Below are 12,294 nucleotides of genomic sequence, written 5' to 3'. Positions count from 1 at the left end.
CGGACGATTCGATTTTTGTTTCCCAAACGGATGATCCGGCCGGTGTTTTCCGGAAATTGCAACGATTGCGAGGCTTCCGGAATGATTCGTTTTTTCCGGCGAAACCGTTTTGCCGTCTTGTTATAATAAAATTTCAGAAGAAATGAGAACGTTCCGATTCGTTTGTTTGTTATTCGTTTGCTGTACCGTATCTTTAGGGGGACGGAGTCAGTCCGGTCAAGAACTGGTAAAAAAGGTGGTTCGGGAGTATAAGATCGACGACGCGCGGAAATTTGCGGCGCGGATCGACGAGGTGAACCGCGACATAGCCGACAAAGGCATCGTGCTGTACGAACCCGACAACCGGAAGTTGCTGACCGGATATGCGTACCACGAGATGTACGACTGGGATCTCTATTTCGAGAATCTCTATATGAGCTATTTCGGAATTTCGGATTACTGTTTTACGAACCTGAAAAGTTTTCTGAACCAACAGTGCGTCAACGGGTTCATCGCCCGCACGCTGATCGAGAAACGCGAACGTCAGCATTTCAAACCGTTTCTGGCGCAGATCGCCGAACTGGGTTCGCGGCAGACCGGAGATTATACGTGGCTCGAAGAGAAAGGCGACCGGGGGAGGGTGCAGATCGGACCCGCATTCAAAGGGATTTCGTATTTCGATCAGTTGATGCTGAGCATCGACTACTGGACGCGGTACTGCGATTTCGACCGGAACGGACTGCCGGTCTGGAACAGTTCCGATCACAGCGGCATGGACAACCAGATCAGTCGGGCGGGCAAGTTGGACGATTTCCGTTACGAGGGAGTCGATCTTGCCTGTTATGTTTACCGCGAACTGAAGGCGATGCAACTGATCGCCGAACGGCTGGGTAAGACGGAGAAGGCCGGGGAACTCGGCGTGCGCGCCGCTTTGCTGGCCGATAAGATCAATACGGTTTTTTGGGACGAGCGGGACGGATTTTATTACGACCGCGACGAACATACGGGGGAACTGGTGAAGGTGAAATCCGCGGCCGGATTCCTGCCGTTGTGGGCGGGCATCGTCTCCCCGCGCCGCGCCGAACGGCTGGTCAAGGAGCACCTGACCAATCCCGAAGAGTTCTGGATCGAGTTTCCGATAGCCTGTTACGCCAAGACCGAACCCGACTACGTGCAGGGGGATATCCGCGATTGGGGCTGCAATTGGCGGGGTTCGACGTGGATTCCGACCAACTATATGATTATGCACGGACTGATCGACTACGGGTACGCGGACATCGCCCGCGAACTGGCTCGCAAGACCGTCGAGCTGGTCTATCGGCGCAACGAGGTGACGCGGGAATTCTACAACGGCGAGAGCGGCGAAGGACTCGGCCTGAAACGTTTCTGGGGGTGGTCGGCGCTGGCTTACCTGATGCCTTTCGAGTGTGAAACGGGGTACGATCCGAGCAAGTTGGACGGCTCTTCGCTCCGGCCGTTGGGAAAAGAGCTTTTCGGTCTGGAATTCCCGGCTTCGGACAATCCGCGCCCGATCAGTACGCAACTGTCGCCGGGCGGCTATTAACGGAAATCGTTTCGATGCCGGAAGCGCCGGGTTGCCAAAGCCGCGTTCCGGAGGTTTGCCGGGATTCTGACGTGGAGCCGGCGCAGCGACCGAACCGCAATCGCGGTTCGGTCGCTGCGTTTTTCGGCGTATCCGGCGGGATAAATAACGGAGTCGGCATCCCCTAAACGTATTGCAATGTGCAGACGCCTTCGCTATTATTTGTTGATAATTAGATTCTTGTTGTGTGTGAACGGTTCTGTTACCGTATTGTGTACGATAAGTTTGGATTTGTGATTGCGGGTTGCTATTTTTGTATAGATAGCGTATAGATTACACTTTGACCTCCTCGCCGGTCATTAAAAACGAAGCCATGTCTCCGCAAACGAATCATTCCCTGTCGGTGGATTGCGTTATTTTCGGTTTCGACGGTCATTCGCTCAAAGTGCTGCTCGTCGAACGAGAGTTCGTCGATGGCCGAGGCGAAAAGATCGTCGATTACAAGTTGCCGGGCAACCTGATCTTCGAGAACGAAGATCTGCGTACTTCGGCTTACCGTACGCTGGCCGAATACACGTCCACGCGCGATATCTACCTGCGCCAGCTTCATGTGTTTTCCCGGCCGGATCGGGTTTCGGGAGACGAACTGCGTTGGTTGAACGAATACTATCGCGTGAATACGACCCGCGTGGTCACGGTGGCCTACTATTCGCTGGTCAAGCTGGACGGCCGGCTGATCGCCTGCGCGGCGGACAAAGGCGCGCGGTGGTTCGACGTCGAATCGGTCAACCGGCTGGCTATGGATCATAAAACGATCCTCGCGCAGGCCTTGGAGATGCTCAACCGGCAGTTGATGACCGAGCCGATCGCGTTCGAACTGCTGTCGAGCCGGTTTACGCTGCGTCAGTTGCAGATGCTGTACGAGGCTATCTTGGGGATCGAGATCGACAACCGGAATTTTCGTAAGAAAGTGTTGTCGTCCGGCTACATCCGCGAAACCGGCGAGAAAGAGAAAAACGTATCTCACAAGCCGGCTGCGTATTACACGTTCGATAAGCAGAAGTACCAGAAAGACGTCCGGCAGAAATTCCGGCTCAATTTTATCAACTGGCAGCTTTAGCTTCGGAACGACGTTTTGCATAACCCGTTTTGATACTTAAATAAATGTCGACCGCGATGAAATACGTTTGTTTGTTTTTACTGGGCGCAACCTGCTTTTGCGGAAAGCTGGCGGCCGGCCCGAATCCCGGGACGTTGTCCCTTTGGTACGACCGACCCGCTTCCCGCTGGGAAGAGGCGCTTCCGCTGGGCAACGGCCGCCTGGGCGTTATGGTATACGGGGGCTGCGGACGCGAGGAGCTGCAGCTCAACGAAGAGACGATCTGGGCCGGAGGTCCGCACAACAACGTCAATCCGGCCGCCCGGGAAGCGTTGCCCGAAGTGCGACGGCTGATTTTCGAAGGACGCTACAAAGAGGCTTTCGACCTGTGCGACGAGAATTTCTCTTTGCACGCCTCGCACGGTATGCCGTATCAGACGGCCGGTTCGCTGTTGCTGGACTTTCCGGGGCATCGGAACGTTTCGGATTTTTACCGGGATCTGGATCTGGCTACGGCCACGGCTACGGTCGGCTACGCCGTCGATGGGATACGTTATAAGCGGGAGATGTTTACTTCCTTTTCCGATCAGGTGGCGGTCGTGCGGCTGACGGCTTCCGAACGGCGCCGGATTTCGTTCCGGATTTCGTTCGCTACCCCGATGCAAAACTACCGGGTAACCACGCAGGGGAACGACCGGCTGCTGATCGACGGCAGAACCGACGGCCATGAAACGATCCCCGGCCAGGTGGAGTACCGTACGGTCGCGGAGATTTCTCCGGAGGGCGGAACGACGGTCGCCGACAGCGCCGGAATTACGGTGACCGGAGCCGATGCGGTTACGATCCTGGTTTCGATCGCAACCAATTTCAACGATTACAAAGATATTTCCGGCGATCCGGTCTCCCGGGCCGAGGCTTATTTGACTCAGGCCAAAAAGAAGTCTTACAAGCGGTTGCGGGCGGATCACATCGCCGCTTACCGTCCGTGGATCGAACGGGTTTCGCTCGATTTGGGCGCCAATGCCCAGGCCGCCAAGACGACCGACGCGCGGGTTCGCGAGTTTGCCACGCATTTCGATCCCCAATTGGTGTCGCTGTACTTCCAGTTCGGCCGCTACCTGTTGATCTGTTCGTCGCAGCCCGGAGGACAGGCGGCCACGTTGCAGGGCATTTGGAACCACCAGACGTTTCCTGCCTGGGACAGCAAATACACGATCAACATCAATACCGAAATGAATTACTGGCCCGCCGAAGCGACCAACCTGTCCGAGCTGCACGGCCCGCTGATCGACCTGATCCGCGACCTGAGCGTTACGGGGCGTCAGGCGGCTTCCGGAATGTACGGCGCCCGGGGTTGGACGGCCCATCACAATACGGATATCTGGCGCATCAGCGGAATGGTCGATACCCCGCTCAGCGGGATGTGGCCTACGTCGAACGCCTGGTTCTGCCAGCATTTGTGGGATCGTTACCTGTTCAGCGGCGATACGGTCTACCTGGCGGAGGTATATCCCGTTATGAAAGGGGCCTGCGAGTTTTTCCTCGATTTTCTGACCGAGGAGCCCGAGCACGGCTGGCTGGTCTGCGTGCCGTCGATTTCTCCCGAGAACACTCCGGCGAAGGCGGGAATCCACCATGCCGTCGTCAGCGGCGCGACGATGGACAACCAGATGGTCTTCGACCTGTTCTCCAATACGATCGCAGCGGCGGAAACCCTCGGCTGCGATGCGGATCTTGCCGGCGAGCTTCGGGAAAAGCGTTCCCGGCTCGCTCCCATGCAGGTGGGTAGTTGGGGACAGTTGCAGGAGTGGCAGCAGGACTGGGACAATCCCGAAGATCGTCACCGGCATGTTTCCCACCTGTGGGGGCTCTATCCCGGACGCCAGATCTCGGCCTATACGACTCCCGATCTTTTCGATGCGGCCCGCACTTCGTTGATTCACCGGGGCGACGCTTCGACCGGATGGTCGATGGGCTGGAAGGTTTGCCTGTGGGCCCGTTTTCTGGACGGAAATCATGCCTACAAGCTGATTACCGACCAGATCTCGCCGGAGGGCGAATCTTTCGAATCGGGCGGAACCTATCCCAATCTGTTCGATGCGCATCCCCCGTTCCAGATCGACGGAAATTTCGGCTGTACGGCCGGCATCGCCGAGATGCTGCTGCAAAGCCACGACGGGGTGATCGACCTGTTGCCGGCGCTTCCCGACGTATGGCGGAGCGGACGGGTGTGCGGCCTGCGGGCCCGGGGCGGTTTCGAGATCGTGCGGATGGAGTGGGACGGCGGCCGGCTGACGCGGGCCGTGATCCGCTCCACGATCGGGGGGAACTGCCGCGTGCGCTCGTCTTCGGCGCTGCGCTCTTGCAAAGGGGGCGGTTTCCGCGCTGCCGAAGGCGAAAATCCGAATCCGCTGTTCGCCCTTCAGCGGATCAATCCGCCGGTGATCGCTCCCGGCGCGCCGTTGCATCCGGTGGCGTTGCCGACGAAATATACATACGATATAGAAACCGAGACGGGGCGTGTCTACACCCTGTCGTTTGCGGAATAATAGTACGAACGGGATGAAAACATTAGGTATTGACGTCGGCAGCTCTTCGGTCAAGGTTTCGCTGCTCGACGTGGCGACCGGCGAGTGTGCCGGGGCCGTGACGCTGCCTTCGGCTGAAATGCCGATCGACGCGCCGCAGCCGGGATGGGCCGAGCAGGATCCCCGGATGTGGTGGAATTACGTGCGGGAAGGGGTGCGGACGCTCGTCGCGCGGGCCGGAGGGGCCGGCACCGTGAAAGCGATCGGAATCACGTACCAGATGCACGGACTCGTGTGCCTCGACGAGGCGGGCGAGCCGTTGCGAAAATCCATTATTTGGTGCGACAGCCGGGCTGTGGAGATCGGGGATCGAGCGTTCGACGCGCTCGGACACGATCGCTGTCTGGAACGCCTGTTGAATTCGCCCGGAAATTTTACGGCCTCCAAACTGGCCTGGGTGCGGGAGAACGAGCCGGAAGTTTTTGCCGGAGTGCATCGTTTCATGCTGCCCGGCGATTACGTGCTGTACCGGTTGACGGGAGAAATGTCTACGACCCGCAGCGGACTGTCCGAGCAGATTTTGTGGGACTTCACTGAGAATAAGCCGGCCGGTTTCGTCGCCGGTTATTACGGGATCGACCCGAGGACGATTCCTCAGGCGCATCCGTCCATCGGCATACAGGCTCGGGTGGACGCGGCCGCCGCGGCCGATCTCGGCCTGGAAGCGGGTACGCCGGTCTCTTACCGTGCGGGCGATCAACCGAACAACGCTTTTTCGCTGAACGTGCTCGATCCGGGGGAGGTGGCAGCTACGGGAGGCACTTCCGGCGTGGTTTACGGTGTGACCGACGTTCCCCGGCCGGACCGGTTTTCGCGGGTCAATACGTTTCTGCATGTGAATCACGAGCCGCGGCGGCCGCGCTACGGCGTTCTGCTTTGTATCAACGGTACGGGTATCCTGAACGCCTGGGTCAAGAAAACGACGGTCCCGGATATGAGTTATCCGGAAGTGAACCGGCGGTGCGCGGAGATTCCGGTCGGTAGCGAAGGCGTGTTGATGCTGCCTTTCGGCAACGGGGCGGAGCGTATGCTCGGAAACCGTTATACGGGGGCCGAAGCGATCGGGCTGGATCTCAACCGGCACGATCGTTTCCACCTGCTCCGCGCCGCGCAGGAGGGGATAGCTTTTGCGTTCCGCTACGGGATGGACGTCATGCGGGAGACCGGGTTGCGGCTCCGGGTGATCCGGGCCGGGTATGCGAATCTGTTCCTCAGTCCCGTGTTCCGGCAGACGTTGGCTACCCTGTGCGGCGCCGACATCGAATTGTACAATACCGACGGGGCTTTGGGCGCCGCCCGGGGCGCGGCTCTCGGCGCCGGACTGTACGCTTCCCGGGAAGAGACGTTCGCGTCGCTCCGCAAGATCGACGAAGTGCGTCCCGATCCTGCGGACAGGGATGTGTTGGAACGGGGATACGCGCGCTGGAAAGCCGAACTGGAAAACCGGCTCGGCCGCGCGTCGCACGGAACTTCAGTTTGAAATTTATCTTTAAAAACAATACTAAATCGAATCAAACGATGATGGAATCCATGTTTTCAAAATTCGGCAAGATCGGGTACGAAGGGCCCGATTCGAAAAATCCGCTGGCGTTTCGCTGGTACGACGAGAACCGGGTCGTGGCGGGCAAGACCATGAAAGAATACCTTCGTTTCGCGATCGCTTACTGGCATTCGTTCTGCGCCGACGGCAGCGATCAGTTCGGAGGCGGCACCCATCGTTTCCCGTGGGACGGTATCGCCGATCCGGTGGAGCAGGCGAAGGTCAAGATGGATTCGGCTTTCGATTTCTTCGTGAAAATCGGCGCTCCGTACTATTGCTTTCACGATGTCGATCTCGTCCGCGAAGGCGGCTCCGTAGCCGAATACGAGAAGAATTTGCAGGCTGTCGTGGAGTATGCCGGGCAGAAGCAGCGGGAGACCGGCGTAAAGTTGCTGTGGGGGACGGCCAATGTGTTCGGTAACGGTCGGTACATGAACGGCGCGGCGACCAATCCCGACTTCGCGGCGGTTTCGCGCGCGGCCGTGCAGATCAAAAACGCGATCGACGCGACCATCGCTCTCGGAGGCGAAAATTACGTGTTCTGGGGAGGCCGCGAAGGGTATATGTCTCTGCTCAATACGGATATGAAACGGGAGAAGGAGCACCTGGCGACGATGCTGACCCTGGCCCGCGACTACGCTCGTAAAAACGGGTTTCAGGGGACGTTCCTCGTCGAGCCCAAGCCGATGGAACCGACCAAACACCAGTACGATTACGATACCGAAACCGTGATCGGCTTCCTGCGTCACTACGGCCTGGACAAGGACTTCAAGGTGAATATCGAAGTCAACCACGCCACGCTGGCCGGTCACACCTTCGAGCACGAACTGCAATGTGCGGCCGATGCGGGGATGTTGGGCAGTATCGACGCCAACCGGGGCGACGCGCAGAACGGTTGGGACACCGACCAGTTTCCGATCAACCTGCAGGAGACCGTCGAGGCGATGCTCGTGATCCTACGCAACGGCGGATTCGGTTCGGGAGGCGTGAATTTCGACGCTAAGACCCGCCGCAATTCGACCGACGCGGAAGACCTTTTCATCGCCCACATCGCCGGGATGGACACCTTCGCCCGGGCTTTGTTGATCGCCGATACGATCCTGCGCGATTCGCCGCTCGAACAGTGGCGCAAGCAGCGCTACGCTTCGTTCGACAGCGGCAAAGGCGCCGAATTCGAACAGGGAAAGCTGACCCTCGAGGCGTTGCGCGATCTGGCCGCTGCGGCCGGAGAACCCGCGACCGTCAGCGGGAAACAGGAAAAATACGAGCAACTGCTTTCGATGTATATCTAATGCCGTGAGGCGGGAGCGCAGCGAATTTTCCGTTGCGCTCCCGCCTTTCGTCCAAAATGAACCTGAAAAGAAAATGAATAAAAGCAACGGTTATCTGATATTTCTGACGCTGGTGGCTACCTTGGGCGGATTGTTGTTCGGGTACGATACGGCGGTGATTTCGGGGACGGTGAAATACCTCGATCTCAATTTCGTCGTACCGCTCGGCTTGGACGAAACGGCGGCCAGTTCTCTGCTCGGTTTCGCCGTGTCGAGCGCCCTGATCGGCTGTGTGATCGGCGGATTGATCGGCGGAGTGATGGCTACCCGGCTGGGGCGTAAGCGGAGCCTGATGGCGGCCGCCGTCCTTTTTATCGTTTCGGCCGTCGGGTCGGCCTATCCCGAAATGGGATTCGGCGACGGCGATCCGCACGAGTTCCTGCCCCATTTCATCGTCTACCGGATCATCGGCGGTATCGGGGTGGGGCTGGCTTCGATGCTGTCGCCGATGTACATTGCCGAAATGGCGCCGGCCGGCCGGCGGGGCAGCCTGGTTTCGTGGAACCAGTTCGCCATTATTTTCGGAATGCTGGTAGTCTACTTCGTCAATTACGGCATTGCGCTGAGCGGGGACGAGCAGTGGCTTACGACGACCGGTTGGCGGTTGATGTTCCTGTCCGAGGTGATTCCGGCTTCCTGCCTGCTGCTGCTGATTTTCTGCGTTCCCGAGAGTCCGCGGTGGTTGGTGATGAAAGGACAGGATCGAAGAGCCGCGGCGATCCTGCGCCGCGTGGATCCCGCGACGGATACGGATGCCGAGGTGCGGGACATTCGCAGGTCGCTCGCGGGTTCCGTCCGCTCGAAGCTGTTCAGTTACGGCGCCGCCGTGATCGTGATCGGCGTCCTGCTCTCCGTATTCCAGCAGTTCGTGGGGATCAACGTGGTGCTGTACTACGCTCCGGAGATTTTCCGCAGTATGGGCATGGGTACCAACGCGGCCCTGGCCCAGACGATTATCGTAGGCGTGATTAACCTGTCTTTTACGGTGTTGGCCATATTTACGGTCGATCGTTTCGGTCGCAAACCGTTGATGATTATCGGCAGTCTGGGTATGGCCGTCAGTATGGTCACGCTCGGACTCACCTTCTATACGCAGCATATGGGATGGCTTTCGCTGGCCGCCATGCTGTGTTATACGGCTTCGTTCGCCATGTCGTGGGGGCCGGTCTGCTGGGTGCTGCTGTCCGAGATTTTTCCCAACCGGATCCGCGGTCAGGCCATGGCGTTGGCCGTTGCCGCGCAGTGGGTCGCCAATTACGTGGTGTCCTGGACTTTCCCGATGATGGACAAATCGAGCTACCTGATCGAGCATTTCCACCACGGGTTCGCTTACTGGATTTATGCGCTGATGGGGTTGGCCTCCGCGTTTTTTATGGTTAAATTTGTCCCCGAAACGAAAGGAAAGTCGCTGGAGGAGATGGAGAAGTTGTTTAAAAAATAGTCGTTCTGCCGGCGGAACGTCTTGTCCGCAGCAATGCCGTTTCATCGCGGCGGAGGGGACAGCCGGCGAAACGGAGATTAAGTCGTTTAAAATAAAATACGGAAAATGAAGAAATTGTTATGCGGGATCGGCTTGCTGCTGTGCTGCGGGGGGACGTTGTCCGCCCAGCCGGAAGTGATCGCCGATCCGAACATTCCGATCGAGGAGCGGATTCAGAATGCGATCGAGCGGATGACGCCCGAAGAGAAGGTGCGGTTGTGTTTCGGCGGAGACAAGTTCGGCGAGGTGGTGCTGCCGGGCGTTCCGCGGCTGGGGATTCTGCCCATGTACGCGGCCGACGGTCCCCGGGGCATACGCGCCGGTGCGGTGACGGTATTTCCGTCCGGGTTGGGGTTGGCCGCTACGTGGAATCCCGCGCTGGTCGAAGAGACCGGATGCGTGATCGGCAGCGAGAGCCGGGCCAACGGCATATCCATGGTATTCGGCCCTGCGTTCAACATCAACCGCGATCCGCTGGGCGGGCGCTTTTTCGAATACCTGACCGAAGATCCTTTCCTCAGCGGGAAGCTCGCCGCCGCACAGGTGCGCGGGATACAGAGCGAAGGCGTTTCGGCCTGCATCAAGCACTTCGCGGCGAACGGCCGCGACCTGAATCGCAATTGGTACATGAGCAACGTAGACGAGCGGACGCTGCGCGAAATTTACCTGCGCGGTTTCGAAATAGCGGTCGAAGAGGGCGACCCGTGGGGGTGCATGACGGCGGCCAACGGACTGAACGGCGACCTGTGCAGCGACAGCAGGTGGCTGCTCAACGATGTGCTGAAGGGCGAATGGGGTTTCAAGGGACTGGTGCTTACCGATTTCTGCCACTCCCGTTCTACCGAGAAAGCGGCTCTGGCCGGACTGGATATCGATATGCCGTGGGGCGATTTCGAAACGATCAAATTCGGAAAACCGTTGATGGACGCCGTAGCCCGCGGCGATGTGCCGCAGTCGGTGCTCGACGAGATGGTGCGCCGCATCCTTTGGGTGAAGTGGAAAACCGGTATGCTCGATCACAAGGATATGAAGGCGGGCGCTGCGCTCAATACGCCGGAGAATCAGCAGGTGGCCCGCCGGGCTGCCGCAGAGAGTATGGTGCTGCTGAAAAACGACGGCGGTTTGCTGCCGCTCGATATCGACAAGACGAAGAAGGTCGTGCTGATCGGTCCCAATTGCGCCCAGCGTTTCTGCGTGCTGGGACTCGGCGGAAGTTCGGGCGCTCAGGCCGTGTACGAGACTACGCCGCTCAAGGGTCTGGAAGCCAAACTGGCCGGCAAGGCCGACTTGGCCTACCTGCCGCTGACCGGGGATTCGGAATTCCAGCCGATCCCGAACGAGTGCTGGGTCGGCAAGGACGGACGCAACGGCGTTACGGCCGTTTACCGCAAACAGGGCAGCGGCGACGTGCAGCAGGAACGTATCGAGCCGGTCGTCGATTTCACCTGGTTCAACGCATCGCCCGTCCCGGGAAAAATCGAGCCCGGATACGTGCATGCTACCGTCGAAGGTAAGCTCAAAGCTCCCGTTACCGGAAACTATACCCTGCGCTTGATTACCGACGACCATGCCGAACTGTGGGTCAGCGATATGGGGGCCCAGGCGGTACGCAACGCAGAAGCGGGCGTCCCGCAGCGCAATACGGCGATGTTCTTTTTCGAGGCGGGCAAGACCTACGACGTCCGGATCGACTATTCGCAGTCGCCCGACGGTCGAAAAAACGCTACGGAGATGAATTATTGGGCCAAAGACAATCCTTCGCTGCGCTTGGAATGGGCCATGCCGAGCGATGCCGATATCATTGCCGGGCAGATCGCCCCGTATAGAGAGCAGTTGGCCGATGCCGATGCGATCGTTTTCGTAGGGGGCACCGACCACAACCTCGATTGCGAAGGGCGCGACCGGACGTCGATGCAGTTCCCGCAGGGGCAGACCGAACTGATCCGTCAGGTTTCGGCGATCAACGGCAAGACGATCGTCGTGCTGATGCACGGGGCTCCGATCGACCTGCCGTGGATCGACCGCGTGCCGGCGGTGCTGGATATGTTTTTCCCCGGTATGGAAGGGGGAACCGCGATGGCCGATATCCTTTTCGGCGACGCCGATCCTTCAGGTCGGCTTACGTTCAGTTGGCCGGAGCGGCTGGAGGATTCCCCGGTTTACGAACTGGCGACGCAGGACGTGGACAACGTCAATTACGAAGACAGCCTGATGGTCGGCTACCGTTACTTCGATACGAAACGGGTGACGCCCCGGTACGAATTCGGTTACGGATTGAGTTATACGACTTTCGATTATTCGAAGATGAAAGTGAAAAAAGACGGGGATAACTGCGTCGTGACGTTGCATGTGAAAAATACCGGTTCGCGCGACGGGGCCGAAGTGGTTCAGATTTATGTGGGACAGAAAAACTGCCGCTATACGCGTCCTGTTCACGAACTGAAAGCCTTCGACAAGGTCTTCCTCAAGCCCGGCGAAAGCCGCGAAGTGACTTTTACGCTCGATAAGGACGCTTTCTCGTACTGGAATCCCGATCGCCGCGCCTGGGTGCGCGATTCGGACGAGTTTACGATCGAAGCCGGTCACTCCTCGCGGGATATCCGCCGGAGCGCGAAGGTGCGTTTCTGATCTTTCCGAAACGGTTATGACGAAGGCCGGCGTCCATCGGGACGCCGGCCTTCGTTCTGGAAGCGACAGACCATCGGAATCTGCGATGGTTTGTCGCGTTTACGCA

The 12,294-nt window shown here is 58.7% G+C and carries 7 protein-coding genes; all 7 read left to right on the top strand.

What is annotated here, in order from left to right; genetic code table 11:
• Positions 1 to 142 precede the first annotated feature (142 nt).
• The 7 genes from GFH31_RS02710 to GFH31_RS02680 all read left to right on the top strand — a co-directional run bounded on the left by GFH31_RS02710 (position 143) and on the right by GFH31_RS02680 (position 12,188).
• Complete coding sequence (locus GFH31_RS02710; RefSeq protein WP_153498261.1) at positions 143 to 1,543, top strand: MGH1-like glycoside hydrolase domain-containing protein; 1,401 nt, start codon at positions 143 to 145, stop codon at positions 1,541 to 1,543.
• A gap of 352 nt (positions 1,544 to 1,895) precedes the next feature.
• Positions 1,896 to 2,642, top strand: coding sequence for an NUDIX hydrolase (locus GFH31_RS02705; RefSeq protein ID WP_153498262.1), 747 nt, complete (start codon positions 1,896 to 1,898; stop codon positions 2,640 to 2,642).
• A 56-nt stretch (positions 2,643 to 2,698) separates the two neighbouring features.
• Positions 2,699 to 5,170, top strand: a complete 2,472-nt coding sequence (locus GFH31_RS02700) for a glycosyl hydrolase family 95 catalytic domain-containing protein (protein WP_153498263.1) — start codon at positions 2,699 to 2,701, stop codon at positions 5,168 to 5,170.
• A 13-nt stretch (positions 5,171 to 5,183) separates the two neighbouring features.
• Complete coding sequence (locus GFH31_RS02695; RefSeq protein ID WP_101572772.1) at positions 5,184 to 6,689, top strand: xylulokinase; 1,506 nt, start codon at positions 5,184 to 5,186, stop codon at positions 6,687 to 6,689.
• 38 nt (positions 6,690 to 6,727) lie between these two features.
• Complete coding sequence (gene xylA / locus GFH31_RS02690) at positions 6,728 to 8,041, top strand: xylose isomerase (protein ID WP_216645973.1); 1,314 nt, start codon at positions 6,728 to 6,730, stop codon at positions 8,039 to 8,041.
• Positions 8,042 to 8,114: 73 nt separating this feature from the next.
• On the top strand, positions 8,115 to 9,521 hold the full coding sequence (gene xylE, locus GFH31_RS02685) for a D-xylose transporter XylE (RefSeq protein ID WP_055205005.1): 1,407 nt from the start codon (positions 8,115 to 8,117) through the stop codon (positions 9,519 to 9,521).
• A 105-nt stretch (positions 9,522 to 9,626) separates the two neighbouring features.
• On the top strand, positions 9,627 to 12,188 hold the full coding sequence (locus tag GFH31_RS02680; RefSeq protein ID WP_153498264.1) for a beta-glucosidase: 2,562 nt from the start codon (positions 9,627 to 9,629) through the stop codon (positions 12,186 to 12,188).
• Positions 12,189 to 12,294 lie beyond the last annotated feature (106 nt).

Origin of the sequence: Alistipes sp. dk3624 (genome assembly GCF_009557455.1) — a bacterium.
Lineage (GTDB): Bacteria > Bacteroidota > Bacteroidia > Bacteroidales > Rikenellaceae > Alistipes_A > Alistipes_A hominis.
This window is presented reverse-complemented; position numbering and strand designations above follow the sequence as displayed.

Bases quoted from the DNA above. Each gene is read 5' to 3' on its own strand.
- GFH31_RS02710 (WP_153498261.1), top strand. From the start codon at position 143: ATGAGAACGTTCCGATTCGTTTGTTTGTTATTCGTTTGCTGTACCGTA.
- GFH31_RS02705 (WP_153498262.1), top strand. From the start codon at position 1,896: ATGTCTCCGCAAACGAATCATTCCCTGTCGGTGGATTGCGTTATTTTC.
- GFH31_RS02700 (WP_153498263.1), top strand. From the start codon at position 2,699: ATGAAATACGTTTGTTTGTTTTTACTGGGCGCAACCTGCTTTTGCGGA.
- GFH31_RS02695 (WP_101572772.1), top strand. From the start codon at position 5,184: ATGAAAACATTAGGTATTGACGTCGGCAGCTCTTCGGTCAAGGTTTCG.
- xylA (WP_216645973.1), top strand. From the start codon at position 6,728: ATGATGGAATCCATGTTTTCAAAATTCGGCAAGATCGGGTACGAAGGG.
- xylE (WP_055205005.1), top strand. From the start codon at position 8,115: ATGAATAAAAGCAACGGTTATCTGATATTTCTGACGCTGGTGGCTACC.
- GFH31_RS02680 (WP_153498264.1), top strand. From the start codon at position 9,627: ATGAAGAAATTGTTATGCGGGATCGGCTTGCTGCTGTGCTGCGGGGGG.